This is a genomic window from Streptomyces sp. NPDC019443, from assembly GCF_044389785.1.
In the GTDB taxonomy this organism is placed as follows: Bacteria; Actinomycetota; Actinomycetes; order Streptomycetales; family Streptomycetaceae; genus Streptomyces.
The window spans coordinates 735,228-756,562 of sequence record NZ_JBIRYJ010000002.1 but is presented as its reverse complement, the minus strand read 5'-3'; the positions used below and the strand labels follow the sequence as shown (position 1 = coordinate 756,562).

Annotated in this window: 20 protein-coding genes; 4 read left to right on the top strand and 16 right to left on the bottom strand. The window is 70.8% G+C overall.

Annotation, left to right across the window (positions count from 1 at the left end; all coding sequences use genetic code 11):
• Positions 1–19: 19 nt before the first annotated feature.
• Positions 20–2,110: a phosphocholine-specific phospholipase C gene (locus ACH492_RS09720; RefSeq protein ID WP_398984576.1), complete on the bottom strand. Its 2,091-nt coding sequence runs from the start codon at positions 2,108–2,110 to the stop codon at positions 20–22.
• Between the two features lie 370 nt (positions 2,111–2,480).
• Here ACH492_RS09720 and ACH492_RS09715 point away from each other — a divergent pair, with 370 nt between their 5' ends.
• The gene (locus ACH492_RS09715; RefSeq protein WP_398984574.1) at positions 2,481–3,389 is read left to right on the top strand and encodes a hypothetical protein; all 909 of its coding nucleotides are present in this window, start codon (positions 2,481–2,483) and stop codon (positions 3,387–3,389) included.
• A 230-nt stretch (positions 3,390–3,619) separates the two neighbouring features.
• Here ACH492_RS09715 and gatB read toward each other — a convergent pair whose 3' ends face one another.
• The 8 genes from gatB to ACH492_RS09675 form a co-directional block, all read right to left on the bottom strand.
• Positions 3,620–5,128, bottom strand: coding sequence for an Asp-tRNA(Asn)/Glu-tRNA(Gln) amidotransferase subunit GatB (gene gatB / locus ACH492_RS09710; RefSeq protein ID WP_398984572.1), 1,509 nt, complete (start codon positions 5,126–5,128; stop codon positions 3,620–3,622).
• Between the two features lie 16 nt (positions 5,129–5,144).
• Positions 5,145–5,384 (bottom strand): hypothetical protein, encoded by a 240-nt coding sequence (locus ACH492_RS09705; RefSeq protein ID WP_398984570.1) that lies wholly within the window; start codon positions 5,382–5,384, stop codon positions 5,145–5,147.
• Positions 5,381–6,874 (bottom strand): Asp-tRNA(Asn)/Glu-tRNA(Gln) amidotransferase subunit GatA, encoded by a 1,494-nt coding sequence (gatA, locus tag ACH492_RS09700; RefSeq protein WP_398984568.1) that lies wholly within the window; start codon positions 6,872–6,874, stop codon positions 5,381–5,383. Before gatA ends, ACH492_RS09705 begins: the two co-directional genes overlap by 4 nt.
• 5 nt (positions 6,875–6,879) lie before the next feature.
• On the bottom strand, positions 6,880–7,176 hold the full coding sequence (gene gatC, locus ACH492_RS09695) for an Asp-tRNA(Asn)/Glu-tRNA(Gln) amidotransferase subunit GatC (RefSeq protein WP_356228241.1): 297 nt from the start codon (positions 7,174–7,176) through the stop codon (positions 6,880–6,882).
• Positions 7,177–7,306: 130 nt separating this feature from the next.
• Positions 7,307–9,427: a putative bifunctional diguanylate cyclase/phosphodiesterase gene (locus tag ACH492_RS09690; protein WP_398984566.1), complete on the bottom strand. Its 2,121-nt coding sequence runs from the start codon at positions 9,425–9,427 to the stop codon at positions 7,307–7,309.
• A gap of 315 nt (positions 9,428–9,742) precedes the next feature.
• Entirely contained in the window at positions 9,743–11,926 is a 2,184-nt protein-coding gene (gene ligA / locus ACH492_RS09685) for an NAD-dependent DNA ligase LigA (protein WP_398984564.1), read from the bottom strand.
• Positions 11,927–11,968: 42 nt separating this feature from the next.
• Positions 11,969–12,964: a methionine synthase gene (locus ACH492_RS09680; RefSeq protein ID WP_398984562.1), complete on the bottom strand. Its 996-nt coding sequence runs from the start codon at positions 12,962–12,964 to the stop codon at positions 11,969–11,971.
• Positions 12,961–13,650: an SDR family oxidoreductase gene (locus ACH492_RS09675; RefSeq protein ID WP_398984560.1), complete on the bottom strand. Its 690-nt coding sequence runs from the start codon at positions 13,648–13,650 to the stop codon at positions 12,961–12,963. The genes ACH492_RS09680 and ACH492_RS09675 overlap by 4 nt, the downstream gene beginning before the upstream one ends.
• A 109-nt stretch (positions 13,651–13,759) precedes the next feature.
• On the opposite strand from ACH492_RS09675, the gene ACH492_RS09670 reads away from it, so the two are divergent.
• Positions 13,760–14,089 (top strand): DUF427 domain-containing protein, encoded by a 330-nt coding sequence (locus tag ACH492_RS09670; RefSeq protein ID WP_398984824.1) that lies wholly within the window; start codon positions 13,760–13,762, stop codon positions 14,087–14,089.
• 159 nt (positions 14,090–14,248) lie between these two features.
• On the opposite strand, the gene mnmA is transcribed toward ACH492_RS09670, so the two are convergent.
• Complete coding sequence (mnmA, locus tag ACH492_RS09665) at positions 14,249–15,382, bottom strand: tRNA 2-thiouridine(34) synthase MnmA (protein WP_398984558.1); 1,134 nt, start codon at positions 15,380–15,382, stop codon at positions 14,249–14,251.
• A gap of 61 nt (positions 15,383–15,443) precedes the next feature.
• Here mnmA and ACH492_RS09660 point away from each other — a divergent pair, with 61 nt between their 5' ends.
• On the top strand, positions 15,444–16,136 hold the full coding sequence (locus tag ACH492_RS09660) for an N-acetylmuramoyl-L-alanine amidase (protein ID WP_398984556.1): 693 nt from the start codon (positions 15,444–15,446) through the stop codon (positions 16,134–16,136).
• Here ACH492_RS09660 and ACH492_RS09655 read toward each other — a convergent pair.
• From ACH492_RS09655 to ACH492_RS09645, 3 genes are all read right to left on the bottom strand, one after another.
• Positions 16,133–17,296, bottom strand: coding sequence for a cysteine desulfurase family protein (locus ACH492_RS09655; RefSeq protein WP_398984554.1), 1,164 nt, complete (start codon positions 17,294–17,296; stop codon positions 16,133–16,135). The two genes, ACH492_RS09660 and ACH492_RS09655, sit on opposite strands and share 4 nt — an antisense overlap.
• Positions 17,297–17,386: 90 nt before the next feature.
• Positions 17,387–17,710, bottom strand: coding sequence for a DUF4190 domain-containing protein (locus tag ACH492_RS09650; RefSeq protein ID WP_398984552.1), 324 nt, complete (start codon positions 17,708–17,710; stop codon positions 17,387–17,389).
• Between the two features lie 14 nt (positions 17,711–17,724).
• A complete protein-coding gene (locus ACH492_RS09645; RefSeq protein ID WP_307660951.1) occupies positions 17,725–17,877 on the bottom strand; it encodes a hypothetical protein in 153 nt (50 codons plus the stop codon).
• Positions 17,878–17,988: 111 nt separating this feature from the next.
• Between ACH492_RS09645 and ACH492_RS09640 the strand changes: the two genes are divergently transcribed.
• The gene (locus tag ACH492_RS09640; RefSeq protein ID WP_398984550.1) at positions 17,989–18,609 is read left to right on the top strand and encodes a TetR family transcriptional regulator; all 621 of its coding nucleotides are present in this window, start codon (positions 17,989–17,991) and stop codon (positions 18,607–18,609) included.
• A gap of 13 nt (positions 18,610–18,622) precedes the next feature.
• Here the strand turns inward: ACH492_RS09640 and ACH492_RS09635 are convergent, their stop codons facing one another.
• Genes ACH492_RS09635 through ACH492_RS09625 form a run of 3 tightly spaced genes read right to left on the bottom strand, consistent with a single transcriptional unit; the run spans position 18,623 to position 21,305 of the window.
• Complete coding sequence (locus ACH492_RS09635; RefSeq protein WP_398984548.1) at positions 18,623–19,708, bottom strand: hypothetical protein; 1,086 nt, start codon at positions 19,706–19,708, stop codon at positions 18,623–18,625.
• Positions 19,705–20,352, bottom strand: coding sequence for an NAD(P)H-binding protein (locus tag ACH492_RS09630; protein ID WP_398984546.1), 648 nt, complete (start codon positions 20,350–20,352; stop codon positions 19,705–19,707). The genes ACH492_RS09635 and ACH492_RS09630 overlap by 4 nt, the downstream gene beginning before the upstream one ends.
• Positions 20,353–20,354: 2 nt before the next feature.
• A complete protein-coding gene (locus tag ACH492_RS09625; RefSeq protein WP_398984544.1) occupies positions 20,355–21,305 on the bottom strand; it encodes a zinc-binding dehydrogenase in 951 nt (316 codons plus the stop codon).
• Positions 21,306–21,335 lie beyond the last annotated feature (30 nt).

Below are 21,335 nucleotides of genomic sequence, written 5' to 3'. Positions count from 1 at the left end.
AGCTCTCAGCTCTCAGCTCTCAACCGGAGACGCTCGCCCGCCCGTTCTCGATGTGGCCCATCAGGCGGCGGAAGCCGGTGTCCCTGTCGGTGGTCACCTCGATGTCGTACCAGCCGTGCGCGTCGGCCGCCGAGTGCACGACGGTGCGGCTGCGGCCCGCCTTGACCGTGACGGTGCGAGTCCAGTCGTCAAGGTCGGCCTCGTCGACGTACGCCAGCGGGCGGATGGTGAAGGTGACCGGCTTGCTGCCGCCGTTGCACAGGGTGAGGTGCAGGTCGCGGTCGTGGTGGTCAATGGACGTAGAGACCTGCGCGGTGCCCTCGACGTCGCCCGCGAACTCGCGCCGGAAGCCGTTCGGCCCGGTAATCGTGAAGCGGTAGGCGTCGCCGGTAAGGGGTACCGACCATTGCGCCTTGCCCCTTACGTCCTTGTGCTGCGGGACGGGGAACTCACCGGCGTACGGATAGAGCGCGAAGTGGGCGCTCGCGCGCCCGCTGTTGCTGAGTACCACGGTGAAGGCGTCGCCCGTGACCTTGCCGTAGGCGTCGGGCTGGTACGGCAGTGGCCGCGCGGGCCGGGTCCCCTCCTCCTGCACGGGCATGTGCTGCTGCAGTGGCGGCACGGGCCGCCAGCGTCCCGTGAACGGCGGGATCGCGCCCGGCTGCTCCACGTCGGGCTGCGGCCTGCCGCGCCGGAAGTCGAAGGCGGAGGTCAGATCGCCGGTGACAGCGCGCCGCCAGCTGGTGATGTTGGGCTCCTCGATGCCTGTCCACTTCTCCAGCAGCCGGACCACCGAGGTGTGGTCGAACACCTCGGAGCAGACGTAGCCGCCGACCGACCAGGGTGAGACGACGAGCAGCGGGACGCGGATGCCGAGGCCGGTGGGCTTGCCCTGCCAGCGCTCCTCGGTGTTGTCGGCGGGCGGGACCGGCGGCGGTACGTGGTCGAAAAAGCCGTCGTTCTCGTCGTAGTTGATCAGGACGACGGTGTGCCGCCAGACGTCGGGGTGGGAGCCGAGGGCGTCCAGCACCTTGTAGACGAGGGTGGCCGACGCGATCGGCGAGGAGGACCCGGGGTGCTCGGAGTCGATCGCGGAGGGCACCAGGTACGACACCTCGGGGAGCGTGCCGGCCGCCACGTCCGCGCGGAACTGGTCCGCGAGGGAGCCGGTCTCACCGCGCCGGAGCCCGCGCTCGAAGAGCGACCGCTCGCTCTTGGTCAGCGTCGCCACGCCCTCTTCGAGCGCCGCGAGCAGCCGTGCGCGCTCGGCGGTGTCCTGGGTGTCGCGCACCTTCGCGTAGAAGGCCTCCATGAAGGTGAAGTCGCCGGCCTTGGCCAGCGCCTTGCGCGCGATCTTCTTGAAGCTGGTGAAGAACTCGATGTTGTTGTCGGTGAAGTTCTCCCACTCCTGGTACGTCTTCCAGCTGCGGCCGGCCTTCTCGAGCCGCTCGGCGTACGTCGGCCAGGAGTAGCCGGGGTGGGTGCCCTCGGCGTACGCGGCGTTGGTGACAGCGCGGCTGCCGTCGGCCTCGAAGCCGGTCCAGCCGCTCCACAGATGGTTGCGGTTGGGGCTCGTCGACGTATGGATCGAGGAGTGGTACGCGTCGCAGATGGTGAAGGTGTCCGCGAGTTCGTAGTGCAGGGGTATGTCGCGGCGGTCGTAGTACGCCATGGTCGCCGCGGTCTTCGCGGAGATCCAGCCGTCCATCCAGCCGTCACGCCAGGCCTTGGCGCCGCCGCCCCAGGAGTGGTCGAGGTCGCCGATGTACTGGAGGTCCTTCTTCTGCGTCTCGGCGGCGTCGCGCACGGGGAAGGGCAGCACGGTGCGCAGCGGGCCCGGCTGCTCGAAGACGGGCTTCCCGGAGGGGAGTTCGACGGCGTTGCGGTCGCCGAAGCCGCGAACGCCGCGCAGGGTGCCGAAGTAGTGGTCGAAGGACCGGTTCTCCTGCATGAGGATCACCACATGCTTGACCGCCCGCAGCCCGCCCGACGGCGGCTCGGCGGCCAGCGCCGCCTGCAGGGAGGGCGGGAGCAGCGACCCGGCCGCCGCCGCGCCGATGGCGCCTCCGCCGAGTGCGAACAGACGCCGTCGTGACATGTCCGTGGTCAAGTGATCCTCCCGATTCCGGTGCTACCGCCCGGAACGTAGTGAGGCCGGATGACTTGGGGAAGTCCCATGGACGGCGCGGCGGTGAACGTCCAAGTGCCCGCGCGAAGAGTCCAAGCGGCTTGGGAGGGGACCGGGCTGCGCGGGCGGGTTTACGGGCCGGGTTACGCGGGCGGGCGGGTCAGCCGTCCCACCGCCACCACGACGGCTTGCCGCCGCGCGGCGATCGCGGCGCGTCCTGAAAGCCGCCGGCGGGATCGGGGCCTCTATGATGTCGCGCCGGTGCCAGGCCTGTGAACACAAGCGATTTCGGCGCGATCTGAGCGGTGAATCCCCAAACGTGCGGCGGGTGTTGTCGTTGGCGGCTGGCACGATGGGTGACATGGAATACACGGGGACCAACCTGCCGATCCTGACACCCGGCGATGCCGCGGAGTTCGCCCTGACGCTCCATGACGCGCCCGGCGGGTACCTCGACCGGGACCCGGTCCAGGTGCTGGCGTACAACCCGGGCGCCTCGCTCCGGGACCGGCGGGAGGCCTTCCGCGTGGTGTATGACGCGATAGTGGCCAGGATCGGCGAGCCGACGCTCTACGGCGGCTCGGCGGAAGGCCCCAACGTCCGCTGGCGGGACGGCAGAAGGCTGGTGCTGCTCGCCGGCGACCGCAGTCGGGCGCAGCTGTCGGTCCACGACACGGACACCCTGGAGCAGGAGGAACGGCGCACCTTCGAGTGGGGCGGCGCCTGGTCGGCGGACGAGCCGCACGACTTCGACTTCCTGCCGTACACGTGGCAGTTGGACCGCAGCGGCCCCGGCGAGCGCCCGACCGAGCGGCCCGGCGGCCGGCAGGCCTCCTGCCTCGAACACTTCGAGAGCGCGCTCGAGTTGCTGCTCACTGCGTGGGTGGAGCAGCTTCCGGTGCAGGTCGGCGACGACTGGGCGAGCTTCAGCGTGACCAGCGGCGCGGACCGCGGACGGCAGCTGCTCATCTCGTACGGGCTGGAGGACGGGCTGCATGTCTCGGTCGACGACCGCGACGGCGAGGACAGCCCCGAGCGGGCGCGGTTGATGCAGTCGCGCGGCTGGAAGTCCCGCGACCGGGGCTGGTGGCAGACGGACTTCCCGGACCCGGAGCGCGGGGAGGTGGCGGCGGTGGCCCGCCTGACCGTCACGGAACTGCGGGCACGCGGCACGAAAGTGCCGGAGGAACTGCGAGCGAGGGACGCCAGCTGCAAGGACCGCGGCGAACTGTGGCTGCCGGGTTTGGGCATACGCCACTGACGCACGCCCTGGTTGCGCGGCACGGAGGCCAGGGCAACGCGCGGCGCCCGGGTCGACCCGCGGCCTACTGCGGCCGAGGCCCCGCCGCGCCCCGCGGCCGGGCCTCGGCCTTCCGCGTGACCGCGGACCCGCAGCCGCCGCCCACCGAGCACGAAGCCGCCCGGCCGAGCACGAAGTGGCGGCCCGCACCGGTCGGTGCGGGCCGCCACTCCCCCTGCTGATGCTTGTCGTCAGGCCTCGACGCCGAGCTTCTCCAGGATCAGTTCCTTCACGCGCGCCGCGTCCGCCTGGCCGCGGGTGGTCTTCATGACCGCGCCCACCAGCGCGCCGACCGCCGCGACCTTGCCGCCGCGGATCTTGTCGGCGATCGCCGCATTGCCCGCGATCGCCTCGTCGACGGCCGCGCCGAGCGCGCCCTCGTCCGAGACGACCTTCAGACCGCGCTTCTCGACGACGGTGTCCGGGTCGCCCTCGCCCGCGAGCACGCCCTCGATGACCTGGCGGGCCAGCTTGTCGTTGAGGTCGCCGGCAGCGACCAGCTCGGCCACCCGGGCCACCTGGGCCGGCGTGATCGGGAGCGAGGCGAGCTCGACGCCGTCCTCGTTGGATCGGCGGGCCAGCTCACCCATCCACCACTTGCGCGCGGAAGCCGCATCCGCGCCCGCCTCGATCGTGGCGGCGATCAGGTCGACCGCCCCCGCGTTGAGGATCGACTGCATGTCGTGCTCTGAGACGCCCCACTCCTCGCGCAGCCGGTTCCGGCGGACCCGCGGCAGCTCGGGCAGGGTCGTCCGAAGCTCCTCGACCCACTCGCGCGGCGGCGCGATCGGCACCAGGTCGGGCTCCGGGAAGTACCGGTAGTCCTCGGCCTCTTCCTTCACCCGGCCGGACGTCGTGGAGCCGTCCTCCTCGTGGAAGTGACGGGTCTCCTGGATGATCGTGCCGCCGGACGAGAGCACCGCGGCGTGCCGCTGGATCTCGAACCGGGCCGCACGCTCGACGCTGCGCAGCGAGTTGACGTTCTTCGTCTCGGAGCGCGTGCCGAACTTCTCGACGCCGTGCGGGCGCAGCGACAGGTTCACGTCGCACCGCATCTGGCCCTGCTCCATGCGCGCCTCGGAGACGCCGAGCGCCTTGATGAGCTCGCGCAGCTCAGCGACGTACGCCTTGGCGACCTCCGGCGCACGCTCGCCCGCGCCCTCGATCGGCTTGGTGACGATCTCGATCAGCGGGATGCCGGCGCGGTTGTAGTCCAGCAGCGAGTGGGACGCGCCATGGATACGGCCGGTGGCGCCGCCGACGTGCGTCGACTTGCCGGTGTCCTCCTCCATGTGGGCGCGCTCGATCTCCACGCGGAAGACCTCGCCGTCCTCCAGCTGGACGTCCAGATAGCCGTTGAAGGCGATCGGCTCGTCGTACTGCGAGGTCTGGAAGTTCTTCGGCATGTCCGGATAGAAGTAGTTCTTCCTGGCGAAGCGGCACCACTCGGCGATCTCGCAGTTGAGCGCGAGGCCGATCTTGACGGCCGACTCGACGCCGATCGCGTTGACGACGGGGAGCGAGCCGGGCATGCCGAGACAGGTGGGGCAGGTCTGCGAGTTGGGCACGGCGCCCAGCTCGGTCGAACAGCCGCAGAACATCTTGGTCTTGGTGCCGAGCTCGACATGGACTTCGAGGCCCATGACGGGGTCGTACGCCGCGAGAGCGTCCTCGTACGACACCAGTTCAGTGACGGTCACGGTGAAACATTCCCTCTCAGCCCAGCAGGACGTCGTCGTCGCCCAGGCGCTTCAGCTCGCGGTAGAGCAGGGCCAGGCCGGTGACGATGGCGGCAGCAGATACGGCGGCATCGATCAGCCGGAGCGTGTCGTGCTCAGCGCGGGCCTTCTTGGCCTGCTTGATCACGCTCAGCGCGCCGAACGCGGTGGTGCCGATGGACAGGTACGTACCGGTCTTGGACTTCTTGAAGCCCTTGGCCTTGGCAAGTGTGCTCACAGCGACGGTGCCTCCTCGAGCAGCGGATGGCCCCACTTTTCCACGAAGGCGGCCTCGACGGCGGCGCCGACCTTGTACAGCCGGTCGTCCTTCATGGCGGGGGCGATGATCTGCAGACCGACCGGCAGTCCGTCCTCCGGCGCGAGGCCGCAGGGCAGCGACATCGCGGCGTTGCCGGCCAGGTTGGTCGGGATGGTGCACAGGTCCGCGAGGTACATCGCCATCGGGTCGTCGACGCGCTCGCCGATCGGGAAGGCGGTGGTCGGCGTGGTCGGCGAGACGATCACGTCGACCTGCTCGAAGGCCTTCTCGAAGTCCCGGGTGATGAGCGTACGGACCTTCTGCGCGGAGCCGTAGTACGCGTCGTAGTAGCCGGAGCTGAGCGCGTACGTACCGAGCATGATGCGGCGCTTGACCTCGTCGCCGAAGCCGGCCTCGCGGGTCAGCGCGGTGACATCCTCGGCGGACCTCGTGCCGTCGTCGCCGACCCGCAGGCCGTAGCGCATGGCGTCGAAGCGGGCCAGGTTGGACGAGCACTCGGACGGCGCGATCAGGTAGTACGCGGAGAGCGCGAGGTCGAAGGACGGGCAGTCCAGCTCGACGATCGTCGCGCCGAGCGACCGCAGCAGCTCCACCGACTCGTTGAAGCGCTGGACGACACCGGCCTGGTAGCCCTCGCCCGAGAACTGCTTGACGACACCGACGCGCATTCCGGCGACCGAGCCGCTGCGCGCGGCCTCGACGACAGGCGGGACCGGGGCGTCAATGGACGTCGAGTCGAGGGGGTCGTGGCCGGCGATGACCTCGTGCAGCAGCGCCGCGTCCAGGACCGTGCGGGCGCACGGACCGCCCTGGTCGAGGGAGGACGAGAACGCCACCATGCCGAAGCGGGAGACGCCGCCATAGGTGGGCTTCACGCCGACCGTGCCGGTGACGGCGGCGGGCTGGCGGATGGAGCCGCCGGTGTCCGTGCCGATGGCGAGCGGGGCTTCGTACGAGGCGAGGGCGGCGGAGGAGCCGCCGCCGGAGCCGCCGGGGATACGGGTCAGGTCCCACGGGTTGCCCGTCGGGCCGTACGCGCTGTTCTCGGTCGAGGACCCCATGGCGAACTCGTCCATGTTGGTCTTGCCGAGGATGACGACGTCGGCGGACTTGAGCTTCTTGGTCACCGTCGCGTCGTACGGCGGGATCCAGCCCTCGAGGATCTTCGAGCCGACCGTGGTCGGGATGCCCTCGGTGGTGAAGATGTCCTTCAGCGCGAGCGGAACGCCGGCCAGCGGACCGAGCTTCTCGCCCGCCTCGCGCTTTGCGTCCACCGCGCGGGCCTGCGCCAGCGCGCCCTCACGGTCGATGTGCAGGAAGGCGTGCACCTTCTCGTCGACGGCGTCGATCCGGGCCAGGTGCGCCTCGGTGACCTCGACGGCCGTGAGCTCGCCGGCGGCGATCTTCGCGGCGATCTCGGCCGCGGTGAGCTTGATGATGTCCGTCATGGTGATTAGTCCTCCCCCAGGATCTGCGGCACCTTGAAACGCTGCTGCTCCTGGGCCGGGGCGCCGGAGAGCGCCTGCTCGGGGGTGAGCGACGGACGGACCTCGTCCGGGCGCATGACATTGGTCAGCGGCAGCGGGTGGGAGGTCGGGGGTACGTCTTGGTCGGCGACCTCGGAGACGCGGGCGACCGCGCCGATGATGTCGTCGAGCTGTCCGGCGAAGTGCACGAGCTCTTCGTCCTTCAGCTCCAGACGCGCCAGCCGGGCGAGGTGGGCGACCTCCTCGCGCGTAATGCCAGGCATGCAGCGATCCTCAGGGGTGAGTGAGTGTGGTTTGGCCCAATCCTATGGGGCGCGGGCCACAACCCACGAAACGGTTGTCCGGACCGGGTCCCGCACGGCCGGTGGCGGGCCGCGCGAACAAGCCGGTACGTCAGGGGACGACCTGGCCCGACGGCTCGTCCGCGTCCGTCGGGGTGGCCGCGGGCAGCTCGGCCGGGCGGTGCCAGCCGCGCTCGCCCCTGGCCCGCAGCCATGCGGTGGTCTCCTGCGGCGGCATCGCGGCCGCGACCAGCCAGCCCTGTACGGCGTCGCAGCCCAGGTCGCGCAGCCGCTCCCAGGTCTCGTCGTCCTCGACGCCCTCGGCGACCACCAGCAGGCCCAGCGAGTGAGCCAGGTCCACCGTGCAGCGGACGATCTCCGCGTCCTCGTTGTCGACGGCGAGCCGGGCGACGAACGAGCGGTCGATCTTGAGCTCGCTGACGGGGAGGCGGCGCAGATGTACGAGGGAGGAGTAGCCGGTGCCGAAGTCGTCCAGGGACATCTTGACGCCGTGTTCGGTCAGTCCGGCGAGGGTGTCGGCGGCGCGCTGCGGGTCCTCGAGGAGGACGTGTTCCGTGATCTCCAGCTGGAGGGCGCCCGGCGGGACGCCGTGCCGGGCGAGGCGCGCGGCGACGGATCCGGCGAAGCCGGGGGTGTGCACATCGCGCGGCGAGACATTGACGGCGACCGGCACGTTCAGCCCCTGCGCGCGCCACTTCGCGACCTGGGCGAGGGCGGTATCGAGCACGTACTCCGTCAGATACGGCATCAGGCCCGAAGACTCGGCGATGGCGATGAACTCGTCCGGGGAGACCCTGCCACGCTCCGGGTGGACCCAGCGGACCAGGGCTTCCAGGCCCGCGACATGGCCGTCGAAGCGGACCTTGGGCTGGTAGTGGAGCTCCACATCGCCGGCGTCCAGAGCCCGGCGCAGATCGCCCAGCAGGCCGAGCCGGTCGGGGGTGTTGCTGTCCCGCTTGGACTCGTACACCTCCACGCCCGTGCGGTCCCGCTTCGCCTGGTACATCGCCACGTCCGCGCGCCGCAGCAGGCCCTCCGCGTCATGCGCGTGCTCGGGGAAGACGGCGACGCCGGCGCTCGCCTCCAGGACGAGGGTCAGGCCGTCCAGGTCGAGGGGCGACGACAGCTCGGCCACCAGATTGCGGGCGACGCGCTGGGCGCTGGTGGTGGAGTCGGCGGTGGGGAGCAGCACGGCGAACTCGTCGCCGCCGAGCCTGGCCGCCTCGGCGCCGCGCGGCAGGGCGAGCCGCAGCCGGTCGGCTATCTGCAGGAGCAGCCGGTCGCCCGCGAGATGGCCGAGCGTGTCATTGACGGAACGGAACCGGTCGAGATCGATCAGTACGAGAGCCGAACGGGCACCGTTGCCCTCGGCGTCCTCCAGGGCGACCCAGGTCCGCTCCAGCAGCCACTGCCGGTTGGGCAGCCCGGTCAGCGGATCGCGAAGCTGCTCCTCGGCCCTGGCCCGGGCGATCCAGAGCGTGGAGTCCAGAGCGATCAGCGGTACGGCGAACAGCGGCAGCAGGAGTGGCAGCGCGACCGCGACGACACAGATCAGCGGGGCGATGCCGAGCAGGGCGACCGCGACAAGACCCTGCCTCAGCAGGGCCGTACGGGCCACGGTGGGCAGGCCGCCGCCCTGCGGGGCCAGCACATACCACAGCAGCAGCCGAGTGACCGCTAGATAGGCGGTGGCCGCGAGCATCACTTCGGGGGCGGCCGCGATACCCCAGTCGAGTGGCGACCAGGGCTGCTCGACGCTCGGCTGCACCCCGAACACAGCGAGGACGAGCGCCGCCGCGGCGATGCCGAGGATGTCAACGGAGCCGTGCAGCAGGCCCTGGCGCCAACGGTGCCTGCGGGCCGCGCCGACCAGGGCGACGACGGCGAGGCTGACAAGTCCGGCCGGCACCCAGCCGAAGAGCAGCAGGGCGGCGAGGGTGAGGGCGGCGCCCGATCCGGTGCCGCCCCACCAGCGGTCGCGGCCGAGCGCGACCAGATGGCCCACGATGATCCCGGTGAGGACGGCAAGCGACCAGCCCACCGTGGAGTTGGGGAAGAGCGCGTTGCCGTCCTGCACCGCCCTGACGATGCCGGTGGTGAGCAGGGCCGCGGCGCAAACGACGACGCCGACGGGCAGCCCCGGCGTTGTGCCCGCAAGGGCCGCGATTCCACGCGGCCGTGAGACCGGGGCGGCGCTCTCGGTCGGTTTCATTCCCGTCCCTCTCACAGCCGGCGGTGCCGATGCCTCGCGATGGCTCCCGTTGTCATGCCACCACGACTGAAATCCACCACGCAGCCGTGCACGACAGGCGCACATCTCAACAGTAGGCCGCAGGAGGCTCGGACGGGCAGCGCTCTACAGCTCTTGCCCGAATGCGACCTGGCCACCCTTATCCGTCTGGTATGCGCTGAACGGGTGACCTGTACCGGTCGTTCGGACCCGGATTCCGGCGTCTGATTACCGCCCCGTGCGCCCCCTTCGGGCTCCCGTACGAGCCCCCTCCAAGCCCCGCGCACGCCCCCTCCGTTACGCCTCGGCAGGCACAGCGGCCTCACGGGCCGCGTCAGGGCCCTGTTCGAGCAGTACGGCGAAGCCCTCCTCGTCCAGGACCGGCACCTTCAGCTGCATCGCCTTGTCGTACTTGGAACCGGGATTGTCGCCGACCACCACGAAGGCCGTTTTCTTCGAAACAGAACCGGCCACTTTCGCGCCGAGGCTCTGGAGGGCTTCTTTTGCGCCATCCCTGGTGTAGTTCTGCAAGGTGCCGGTGACGACCACGGTGAGTCCTTCCAGCGGACGCGGCCCCTCGTCCTCTCCCCCGCCCTCTTCCTCCACGCGGACGCCCGCCTCCCGCCACTTGCGCAGGATCTCGCGGTGCCAGTCCTCCTCGAACCACTGCTTGAGCGAGGCTGCGATGGTCGGCCCGACGCCCTCGACGGCCGCCAGCTCCTCCTCGGTGGCCTGCTCGATCCGCTCGATCGACCGGAACTCCCGGGCCAGCGCCTCGGCCGCCACCGGGCCGACATGACGGATGGACAGACCCGTGATGATCCGGGCCAGTGGGCGCTCCTTGGCCGCCGCGATGTTCTCCAGCATCGCCAGGGCGTTCTTCTTCGGCTCGCCGAGCTGGTTGGCGAAGACCGTGACGACCTTCTCCTCGCCCGTCTTCGGGTCGCGCTTGGGCAGTCCGCTGTCCTGGTCCAGGACGTACGCCTTGATCGGCAGCAGCTGCTCGATGGTGAGGTTGAAGAGGTCGCCCTCGTCGGTCAGCGGCGGTGTGGGCGGCTCCAGCGGCTTGGTGAGCGCGGCCGCGGCCACATAGCCGAAGTTCTCGATGTCCAGCGACTTGCGTCCGGCAAGATAGAAGAGACGTTCACGCAACTGGGCAGGGCAGGAGCGGGCGTTGGGGCAGCGCAGGTCGACGTCGCCCTCCTTCATGGGACGCAGCGCCGTGCCGCACTCGGGGCACTCGGCAGGCATCACGAACTCCCGCTCGCTGCCGTCCCGCAGATCCGCGACCGGACCGAGGATCTCCGGAATGACGTCGCCCGCCTTGCGCAGCACCACCGTGTCGCCGATGAGCACGCCCTTGGCCTTGACCACGTCCTGGTTGTGCAGCGTGGCGAACTCGACCTCGGAGCCCGCGACCGTGACCGGCTCGACCTGGGCGTACGGCGTGACGCGGCCGGTGCGGCCGACGCCCACCCTGATGTTGACCAGCTTGGTGTTGACCTCCTCCGGCGCGTACTTCCAGGCGATCGCCCAGCGCGGCGCCCGCGAGGTGGAGCCGAGCCGCCCCTGAAGAGGGATTTCGTCGAGCTTGACGACGACGCCGTCGATCTCGTGCTCCACGGAGTGCCGGTGCTCGCCGAAGTACGCGATGAACTCCCGTACGCCTTCGAGGGAGTCGACCACCTTGTTGTGCTGCGCCGTGGGCAGGCCCCATTCACGCAGCAGGCCGTACGCCTGCGACAGACGGTCGATGCCGAAGCCCTGGCGGGCACCGATGCCGTGCACCACCATGCGCAGCGGACGGGTCGCCGTGACCTTCGGGTCCTTCTGGCGCAGCGAACCCGCGGCCGCGTTGCGCGGGTTGGCGAAGGGCTTGTCACCCGCCTGAACCAAGCGGGCGTTGAGCTCCTCGAACTTCTCCATCGGGAAGTAGACCTCGCCGCGGATCTCGACGAGATCCGGGATGCGGTCGCCCTGGAGCCTGTCCGGGATGTCCGCGATGGTCCGGACATTGGGGGTGATGTCCTCGCCGACGCGGCCGTCGCCGCGGGTCGCCGCCCGCGTCAGCCGGCCCTTCTCGTATGTGAGGTTGACCGCGAGGCCGTCGACCTTCAGCTCGCACAGCAGGTGGTAGTCGGAGGTGTTGACCTCGCGCGCGACACGCTCCGCCCAGGCGGCCAGCTCCTCGTCGTCGAAGGCGTTGTCGAGGGAGAGCATCCGCTCGCGGTGCTCGACCGCGGTGAACTCCGTCTCGTACTGACCGGCGACCTTCTGGGTCGGCGAGTCGGGCGTACGCAGCTCGGGATACTCCTCCTCCAGCGCCTCCAGCGAGCGCAGCAGCTTGTCGAACTCGCCGTCGCTGATGACCGGCTGGTCCTTCACGTAGTACCGGAAGCGGTGCTCCTCGACCTGCTCGGCCAGCCGGGCGTGCTTCTCCCGTGCCTCGGCGGGCACCTGCCCTTGCTGTTCGACAGCCACCGTCTCGTCCTCCCGTTTACTTCAGCCGGTTACTTCAGCCCGTTACTCAGGGTTGTCCGCGAGCGATCTCGCGGCCCGGACGCAGTGGGCGAGCGCCGCGCGTGCATACGCGGGTGACGCACCCGCGAGCCCGCACGACGGGGTGATCACCACGGACTCGGTGAGAGTCCCCGGATTCAGCCCCAGCCTGCGCCACAGCGTCCTGACACCCATGACGCTACCGGCAGGGTCTGACAATGGAGCGTCCGTGGACGGCACGACGCCCGCGAACAGCTGCGTACCACCCTCGACCGCCTCGCCGATCTGTTCCTCGTCACGCTCGGTGAGCAGACCGAAATCGAACGAGACGCCCGCGACCCCGGCCCGGCGCAGCAGCGCGAACGGCACGTCCGGCGCGCAGGAGTGGACGGTGACGGGCTCCTCGTTCACCCCGATCACATCCCGCAGCGTGCTCTCGACGACCTGGCGGTCCACCGCCCTGTGGGTGCGATACCCGCTGGCGGTCCTGATCTGTCCACGCAGTACGGCGGTGAGCGACGGCTCGTCGAGCTGCAGCACCACGCGGGCGCCGGGCACCCGGCGGCGTACCTCCGCCAGATGCGCCCGCAATCCTTCCGCGAGCGAGCCCGCGAGATCCCGGACGGCGCCGGGATCGCCCAGCGCGGCCTCGCCGCCCCGCAGTTCCAGCGCGGCGGCGAGCGTCCACGGCCCCACGGCCTGCACCTTCAGTGGGCCCTCGTAGCCCTGGGTGAACTCCTCGAGCGCGTCGAGGTCCTCGCCGAGCCAGGAGCGGGCGCGGCGGGTTTCGCGCCCCGGCCGGTCGCTGATCCGCCAGCCGCTGGGTTCGACATGCGCGTACATCTCGACGAGCAGCCCGATGGTCCGGCCGATCATGTCGGCGCCCGGCCCGCGGGCGGGCAGCTCGGGCAGATACGGGAAGTCCTCGAAGGACCCGGCGACGGTCTTCGCGGCCTCGTGCGCGTCACCGCCGGGCATGGACCCGACACCGGTGGCGGGACCCCATGGAAATGCGTTCATCGTCCCGGCCGCACCGTCAGGTCGTTGATCTCCGCGTCGCGTGGCAGATCCAGCGCGGTCAGGATCGTCGTCGCGACCGACTCCGGAGCGATCCAGCGGGACGCGTCGTACTCCCTGCCCTCCTGGGAGTGCACCTTGACCTGCATGGGGCCGGCCGTGCGGCCCGGGTAGACCGATGTCACGCGTACGCCATTGCCGTGCTCCTCCTCGCGCAGCGAGTCGGCGAGCGCCTTCAGCCCGTGCTTGGAGGCGGCGTAGGCACCCCACTGAGCATGGGCGTGGAGGCCCGCGCCCGAGTTGACGAACAGCACATGCCCCTGAGCGGCCCTGAGTTGGGGCAGGAACAGCCGGGTCAGCTCGGCGGGCGAGACCAGGTTGGCGTTGAGCTGCTGGTGCCAGGTCTTGGGCCTGAGCTCGACGATCGGGCCGAGGTCGACGACGCCCGCGATGTGCAGCAGAGAGTCCAGCCGGTCCGGCATCGGCTGCATGCCGAGCGACCTGGAGATGCGGTCCGGATCGGCAAGGTCGGCGACGAGCGTGCGGGCGCCCTCGTACTCGGCCGCGAGCTCCTTGGCGCGGCCGGCGTCGCGGGCCACCAGGATGAGCTCGTCGCCGCGCTCGTACAGCCGGCGCGCGACGGCCGCGCCGATGCCGGAGCCTGCTCCGGTGATCAGATGTGTAGCCATACGGGACATGCTCGCACTACCGCACGCCGCCGCCCGCGGCGGAGCGGCTGATATCCAGAAGGTCGCGGTACGGGGGAAGAACTACGGCCCCGACGGTGCTGTCACGGGTATGGCCAAAGGACACACGATCACCATCGAGCAGGGCACGGACCATGTACGGGTAGTGCGCGACGGGCAGCTCCTCGCCGAGAGCCGGCGGCCCTTGCTGCTGCACGAGACGGGCCTGCCGGTCCGCTACTACCTCCCCCCGGAGGACGTACGCACCGAACTGCTCACCCGCTCGGACACCCACACCCACTGCCCGTTCAAGGGTGACGCCGACTACTGGTCGCTGCCGGACGCACCTGATCTGGTGTGGGCGTACCCGGAGCCCAAGGACGAAGTAGCCCGGATCAAGGGGTATTTGTGCTTCTACGACACCGAGGTCGTCCAGGACTGACCAGCGGATCCAGAGAATTCTGCGGCCGGGCGATGAGTTCCGCGCCGTACGCCGGTCAGTGCTCATATGGACGCCGCAGGGCCCGCCCTGCGGGCGGACGGCGCTACTTCTAAAACACGCCCTAGCCCTCCGCGATCTTCGCCGGCCAGCCCTCCGCGCTCAGGTTCGGGCGACGGACGCGGCCGCCCGCTCGGTCGTCGCGATCGTCGCCGAGCCGACCACACGCGTGCCGTCGTACAGCACGATCGCCTGGCCGGGTGCCACTCCCCGCACCGGCTCGGCGAAGGAGACCTGGAGCTCGTCGCCGACCAGCCCGGCGGTCACCGGCGTCTCGCCGCCATGGGCGCGCAGCTGCGCGGTGTACGTCCCCGGGCCCGCCGGAGCCGTCCCGCACCAGCGGGGCTTGATCGCGGTCAGGGCCGTGACGTCCAGTGCCTCGACCGGGCCGACCGTCACCGTGTTGTTCACCGGTGAGATGTCCAGGACATAGCGCGGCTTGCCGTCGGGGGCGGGGTGGCCGATGCGCAGGCCCTTGCGCTGGCCGATGGTGAAGCCGAAGGCCCCGTCGTGCGTGCCCAGCTTCGACCCCGACTCGTCGACGATGTCGCCCTCCGCCGTGCCCAGGCGTGAGGCGAGGAAGCCCTGGGTGTCGCCGTCGGCGATGAAGCAGATGTCGTGGCTGTCGGGCTTCTTGGCGACCGCGAGTCCCCTGCGCTCGGCCTCCGCCCGGATCTCCCCCTTGGTGGTGAGGGTGTCGCCGAGCGGGAACATCGCGTGCGCGAGCTGGCGCTCGTCGAGCACTCCGAGGACGTACGACTGGTCCTTTGCCATGTCGCTGGCGCGGTGCAGCTCGCGGCTGCCGTCCTCACCCATGACGACCGTGGCGTAGTGGCCGGTGCACACGGCGTCGAAGCCGAGGGCCAGCGCCTTGTCCAGCAGCGCCGCGAACTTGATCTTCTCGTTGCAGCGCAGGCAGGGGTTGGGGGTGCGGCCGGCCTCGTACTCCGCGATGAAGTCCTCGACCACGTCCTCGCGGAAACGCTCGGCGAGATCCCAGACGTAGAAGGGGATGCCGATGACGTCCGCGGCGCGGCGGGCGTCGCGCGAGTCCTCGATGGTGCAACAGCCGCGCGCGCCCGTACGGAACGACTGCGGGTTCGCGGACAGGGCCAGGTGCACACCGGTGACGTCGTGCCCGGCCTCGGCGGCGCGTGCGGCGGCGACGGCGGAGTCCACTCCGCCGGACATCGCGGCGAGTACTCGAAGGGGGCGCTGGGGAGTCTGAGGAGTCATAGCTCTACCAGGGTAAGGGGCTCCGGGAACCGAAAGCTCGCGAGTATGCGTTGGGCATCGCATGGGGAGCGAATCGAAACGCGGCGGCAAGCGCGGCAAGGGGCGGGGCGTCAGCCGGCGGGCCGTGCTGATCGGCGGAGGGGCCGTGGTGCTCGGCGTCGGTGCGCTGGCGCAGGACGAGCTGCGGCGTGCCTGGTGGAAGCTGCCGGGGATGGCGAAGCCGCGCAAGGAGGGTGAGCTCGACCATCTGGGCGCGGAGTGGACGGCGGCGTCGCGGGCGAACTGGCGGCTGGCGGACCGGCCCGACGACTACCGCATCGACCGCGTGATCATCCATGTCGTCCAGGGCAGCTATCCGACGGCCCTGAGGGTCTTCAAGAACCCGGGGCACGGCGCGGCGACGCACTATGTCGTGCGCAAGGACGGGCATGTGGCGCAGATGATCCGCGAGCTGGACGTGGCGTTCCACGCGGGGAACCGCTCGTACAACGAACGCAGCATCGGCATAGAGCACGAGGGTTTCGTGGACCGGCCGGCCGGTTTCACGGAAGCGATGTACCGGGCTTCGGCGCAGCTGACGGCGGGGATATGTGTGCGGTACGACATACCTGCCGACCGTGAGCACATCATCGGGCATGTGGAGGTGCCTGGGACGGACCACACCGATCCCGGGCCGCACTGGGACTGGAACCGCTATCTCGCGCTCGTACGCAAGGCGCTGCCGACGGCGCGCGAGGCGGCGGGGGCTGGCTAGCTGAGCCCTGCCGTACGGGCCCGTTCCACCGCGGGGCCGATGGCCTCGGCGACCGCCTCGACATCCGCCTTGGTGGAGGTGTGGCCGAGGCTGAAGCGCAGGGTGCCGCGGGCCAGGTCCGGGTCGGTGCCGGTGGCAAGCAGGACATGGCTGGGCTGGGCGACGCCGGCCGTGCAGGCGGAGCCCGTGGAGCATTCGATGCCCTGGGCGTCGAGGAGGAGGAGCAGGGAGTCGCCTTCGCAGCCGGGGAAGGTGAAGTGCGCGTTGGCGGGGAGGCGGTCCTCCGGGTCGCCGCCGAGGATCGCGTCCGGGACTGCCCTGAGCACGGCCTGGACGAGTTCGTCGCGCAGTGCGCCGATGTCGCGGGCGAAGTCCTCGCGGCGCTCGGCGGCGATGCGGCCGGCCACGGCGAAGGCGGCGATCGCGGGGGCGTCGAGGGTGCCGGAGCGGACATGACGCTCCTGGCCGCCGCCGTGCAGGACGGGGACGGGGGTGTACTCCCGGCCGAGCAGCAGCGCGCCGATGCCGTACGGACCGCCGATCTTGTGTCCGGAGACGGTCATGGCGGCGAGGCCCGACGCGGCGAAGTCGACGTCGAGCTGTCCGAAGGCCTGGACCGCGTCGGCGTGCAGCGGGACGTCGAACTCCCCTGCCACGGCAGACAGTTCCTTGACCGGCATGACGGTGCCGATCTCGTTGTTGGCCCACATGACGGTGGCGAGCGCGACATCGTCGGGGTTGCGCTCGATGGCTTCGCGCAGGGCCTCGGGGTGCACCCGTCCGTACGCGTCCACCGGCAGATACTCGACGTTCGCGCCCTCGTGTTCGCCGAGCCAGTCGACGGCGTCCAGGACGGCGTGGTGCTCGACCGGGCTGGCCAGCACCCGGGTCCTGGCCGGGTCGGCGTCGCGCCGCTGCCAGTACAGGCCCTTCACCGCGAGGTTGTCGGCCTCGGTGCCGCCGGAGGTGAAGACCACCTCGCTGGGCCGCGCGCCGAGCGCCTCTGCGAGGGTCTCGCGGGCCTCCTCGACGGCGCGGCGGGCCCGGCGCCCGGCGGCGTGCAGCGCGGAGGCGTTGCCGGTGACGGTGAGCTGCGCGCTCATCGCCTCGACGGCCTCCGGCAGCATGGGAGTGGTCGCAGCGTGGTCGAGGTAAGCCATGGTGGCCCCGATTCTACGAGGCGTGGCGGGGGCGCGGACGCGGCGCAGGGGTGTACGGCCGTGCGGGGGCCGCTCCCCTTGCCGCGGGTGTCAGCTCCCGAAGCCCCAGACTACGGTTCCGTTCGCGGTGATGAGCACGGCAAGGACGGCCAGGTCGGCGATGCCGAGGGCGAGTCCGAGGAGGGCGCGGCCGCGGCGCGCGGTGCCGCGCCAGAGGGAGATGCCGGCGAGGACGACGGCGATCGGGCCGAGCACGATGTTCATCACGAGCAGGCCGACGAGACCGAGTACGAACGCGGCGACGGCCATGCCGTCGGCGTCCCGCCGGACATCGGGCCGCGCCTCGGGCCGGGCGTCGGAGTCCTTGATCCCGCTCTTGGTGCGGGCGTTTCGTGCGATGGCAGTGAGTTGCATGGCGATTCTCCGGGTCAGTGTCGGCGGGCGCGGCGCTCGCGCACGGCGAAGACGAGCAGCCACAAACCGATGACGGTGCAGGCCACGAGAGATACGGAGAAGGGGAGTTGGACCACGGCGCCCAGCATGATCCCCAGCAGAAGGAGCGCTGCGACGAGGCCGATCATCGTCTTCCTCTCAGACTTCGGAATTTTGGGTGAACACTTGTGAGTACGTTTGTTCACTGACTGGCGAGTCTACTCTTCCCTTCTTGGGAGAACGGTTGTTTACTGAATGGCATGAGTCACAGTCACACCGTGGGGATCCGTCAGGCCCAGAAGCAGAAGACCCGTCAGGCCCTTCTGGACGCCGCGCTGCAACTGCTCGAGGAGCAGAGTCTGAGCAGCCTCGGCCTGCGCGAGGTGACCCGGGCGGTGGGTGTGGCTCCGACGGCGTTCTACCGGCACTTCCGGGACACGGCGGATCTCGGCGTAGCGCTGGTCGAGGAGACGCTCGGCAGCCTGCACGCGACGATCGGCGAGGCGCTCGCCGAGAGCGGTGACGACGTACGCATCGACCGGACGGTCGCGCTGATCGCGGAGCTGGTCCGTACGTCCCCCGCGCATGTCCGCTTCATCGCCCGCGAGCGGCACGGCGGTGTGCAGCCCGTGCGGGAGGCCATAGGCGCACAACTGCGGCGGTTCGCCGACGAGGTGGCGGCGGCGCTCGGCCGGGAGCCGGCGGCGGCGGGGTGGAGCGAGGCGGATCTGAGGATGCTCGCGGGTGTGTATGTGGACCACATGGTCATGACGGCCTCTACGTTCCTGGAGGCCGGTCCGCAGGGCGAGGAGCAGGTCAGTTCGGTGGCGCGCCGTCAGTTGCGGCTGATCAGCCTCGGCCGCCGCCACTGGCTGGACTGACGGCGCGTCCCCTTCAGGGCGTGGCGGGGGCCGGCGCCGAAAGATAAGGGAATGCCCTCGCGCCGCGCGGCGGAATGGCGAAGGTCGCGCGGCTGCGGACCTCGATGAAGCCGTTGATGCCATTGCGGCGCCGGACTCCGACCGCGGGGTGGTGGGACGGTGCGTCGGCCGCGTTCATCACCGCGCGGGTCGCGTGGAAGTCCTCCATCGTGCGCTGCAGGGACACGAAGTGTGTGCCGGGTGCGCCGTGGTCGAGGGTGGCGAAGTCCCTGCGGTTGATGCGGGGGCGGCCGTTCAGGCGGGCCCGTCCGGTGGCCTGGGCGTGGCCGACGAGCCCGTGGGACGCGGCCGTGGCGGGCAGGTCGTCCGCCTCACTCCGTGCGTCGTCCACCAGTTTCCCGGCGGCCTCGGCGCTGATGCCGGGGGAGAACATATGGGCGCTGCGGGTGTCCTCGTCCTGCTCGTACCAGCTGTCGATGTCGAGCGTCAGATAGCTCACGTGCATCGTCGTCCCACCGGCGAGCGGCCCTTCGGTGATGGTGATGCTGTCCTCGTCGGCCTGGTTGCCGCGCAGGCCCGAGTGGAAGCCGAGCATCAGCGGCGCGCCCTGAGGCAGGCCCGCGCCGGGCAGCCGCCGGGCCGGCAGGCCCCGGCCCACGAATCCGGTCCGCACCTCGCGCAGCCGCAATCGGGTGCGCTGGTCGAGAGGACCCGCTCCGAAGAGCCGGCCGCTGACGCCGTCCAGCAACTCCTCGTCGTCGCTCGCGAGATGAAGACAGGCATCGATCTCTTCGAGGACGGGATTCTCCCAACGGGCCATGGGCAGCGGCCGCCCGACCGGGGAGCGGCGCAGCGAAGTGTGCCGCTCGAACCAGCCGGGCCCCCAGGCCAGAGCGGTGAGCAGCCCCTCCGGGCCGTACGGGAACTCCTCCTCGAGAGTCCGCAGCGCACCCTCCAGCCGGGCGGCGTCGTCCGGCGTCGGCGTATCCACGACGTCGAGCATCAGCAGCCGGTGGAACAGTGGTGCAAGGGGCCGGCCCTCGGGATCTGTACGGAACGTCGACTCCCAGGCGTGCTGGGCTTCGGGGAGCGATGTCATGAGAGGTCCTCGGGGTCGGGGCCCGGCTGGTCGTCCGTGTCCGGACGGAGGCGGGCGAAAGCCGCGGCCCAGTCGGCGACGGGCTCCCCCGGCTCGTTGTAGAGGGCGAAGGTGGTGGAGCGGGCCGCGGGGATCTCTACCGCGGCCACCAGCGTGGCGGCGATGTCGGCGCGGGCCACCATGCCGTCCGGCCTGGGGTGCTGGGTGAAAGTCAGCGCGTGTGAACCGGGGGGATCGTCGGTGAACCAGGTGGGCCGCACGATCGTGTAGGGCAGGCCACCGGCGCGCAGCTCCTCCTCCGCGGCGACCCGGCCCGGCAGCAGCGCGTCATCGATCCGGTTGAGGGGGTGGGCCGGCCCGTGGCCGACGGCGAAGGAGCTGAGGAGCACCAGATGCGGCCGTACGCCGACGGGCGCGGCCGCGGCGATCAGGCCGCGTACGGCCTGGTGCGTATGGCGCCAGGCGTTGCCGCGCCGGGGAATGAGGACGATCGCGTCCGCGCCGGCGAGTGCCCGGCCGACGGCGGAATCGTCCCCGAGATCGGTGAGTTCGGCCACGTCATGGCCCCGCTCCCGGGCCGCGCCGACGACCAGCAGCCCGGTGGAACCGCGATAACCCGATGCCGCGACCACGATCCGGGCCACGGTCACGCACCTTCGTCGACGATGAGCGCGGCCTTGCCGGCCACGCGGCGCTCCCGGAGGGCCTCCATCGCTTCCGGGAGGCGCTCCCATGAGCCCGTCCAGCCCACGACCGGATCCATCTGTCCGGCGGCCATCAGCCGCAGCAGTACGGAGAGATCCCCGCCAACCGGCTCTCCGGAGCCGAACACCCAGAACGGATGGAGCGTCTGACGGACATGCGGGACGAAGGAGGAGATCGTCAGAGCGGCCGGCAGCCGCGACGACGTGCCCAGCAGCACGATGTGCCCCAGCGGGGCGAGCAGTTTGAGCGCGGTCGTCAGCACCTCGCCGCCGACGGACTCGAAGATGAAGTCGAACTCCCCTTCCAGGTCGCCGAGTTCATCGATGACCGTCCGGGCCCCGAGCGCCGCCACGTCCAGCGACCTGTGACTGCCGGTCAGTGCCGTCACCTCGGCACCCGCGGCCGCCGCGAGCTGGACCGCGAACGATCCCACGCCGCCGCTCGCCCCGGTGATCAGCACCCGCTGCCCCAGCAGCGCCCCGCCGCGGCGCAGCGCGCGCAGAGCCGTCAGTCCGGCCACGCCCAGGGTCGCCGCCTGCGGCACCTTAACCGTGTCCGGCAGGGGCGCGATCCGGTCGGTGGGAACCGCCACGTACTCGGCCCAGCCGCCGAAGTCGACCATCGCCGCCATGCGCGTCCCGGCTGCCGGACCGCTGCCGTCGGCCGCGGCGCGGACCACGGTGCCCGCGAGGTCCTGGCCTGGGCGCCACCCCTCCTCACGCCGGGCGAACAGGCCCAGCTCCCCGCGGTTGACGGAGAAGGCCCCGACCCGCACCAGCGCCTCTCCGGGCTCGGGGATGGGCGCCGGTACGTGTCGGAGGTCCGGGCCTTCGGGCGTGCCGACGTAGGCGCGCATGGTCACGGGGTCGGCGGGGCCAAGGGTGGGATTCATGACGTTCACGCTAGGAGCGCGGGAGTGCCG

Excerpts from the sequence above, each read along its gene's own strand:
- ACH492_RS09635 (WP_398984548.1), bottom strand. The coding sequence starts at position 19,708 with ATGACATCGCTCCCCGAAGCCCAGCACGCCTGGGAGTCGACGTTCCGT.
- ACH492_RS09640 (WP_398984550.1), top strand. The coding sequence starts at position 17,989 with ATGAGTCACAGTCACACCGTGGGGATCCGTCAGGCCCAGAAGCAGAAG.
- gatC (WP_356228241.1), bottom strand. The coding sequence starts at position 7,176 with ATGCCTGGCATTACGCGCGAGGAGGTCGCCCACCTCGCCCGGCTGGCG.
- ACH492_RS09660 (WP_398984556.1), top strand. The coding sequence starts at position 15,444 with ATGGGGAGCGAATCGAAACGCGGCGGCAAGCGCGGCAAGGGGCGGGGC.
- ACH492_RS09675 (WP_398984560.1), bottom strand. The coding sequence starts at position 13,650 with ATGGCTACACATCTGATCACCGGAGCAGGCTCCGGCATCGGCGCGGCC.
- ACH492_RS09690 (WP_398984566.1), bottom strand. The coding sequence starts at position 9,427 with ATGAAACCGACCGAGAGCGCCGCCCCGGTCTCACGGCCGCGTGGAATC.
- mnmA (WP_398984558.1), bottom strand. The coding sequence starts at position 15,382 with ATGACTCCTCAGACTCCCCAGCGCCCCCTTCGAGTACTCGCCGCGATG.
- gatA (WP_398984568.1), bottom strand. The coding sequence starts at position 6,874 with ATGACGGACATCATCAAGCTCACCGCGGCCGAGATCGCCGCGAAGATC.
- ACH492_RS09650 (WP_398984552.1), bottom strand. The coding sequence starts at position 17,710 with ATGCAACTCACTGCCATCGCACGAAACGCCCGCACCAAGAGCGGGATC.
- ACH492_RS09625 (WP_398984544.1), bottom strand. The coding sequence starts at position 21,305 with ATGAATCCCACCCTTGGCCCCGCCGACCCCGTGACCATGCGCGCCTAC.
- ACH492_RS09680 (WP_398984562.1), bottom strand. The coding sequence starts at position 12,964 with ATGAACGCATTTCCATGGGGTCCCGCCACCGGTGTCGGGTCCATGCCC.
- ACH492_RS09715 (WP_398984574.1), top strand. The coding sequence starts at position 2,481 with ATGGGTGACATGGAATACACGGGGACCAACCTGCCGATCCTGACACCC.
- ACH492_RS09670 (WP_398984824.1), top strand. The coding sequence starts at position 13,760 with ATGGCCAAAGGACACACGATCACCATCGAGCAGGGCACGGACCATGTA.
- ACH492_RS09655 (WP_398984554.1), bottom strand. The coding sequence starts at position 17,296 with ATGGCTTACCTCGACCACGCTGCGACCACTCCCATGCTGCCGGAGGCC.
- ACH492_RS09645 (WP_307660951.1), bottom strand. The coding sequence starts at position 17,877 with ATGATCGGCCTCGTCGCAGCGCTCCTTCTGCTGGGGATCATGCTGGGC.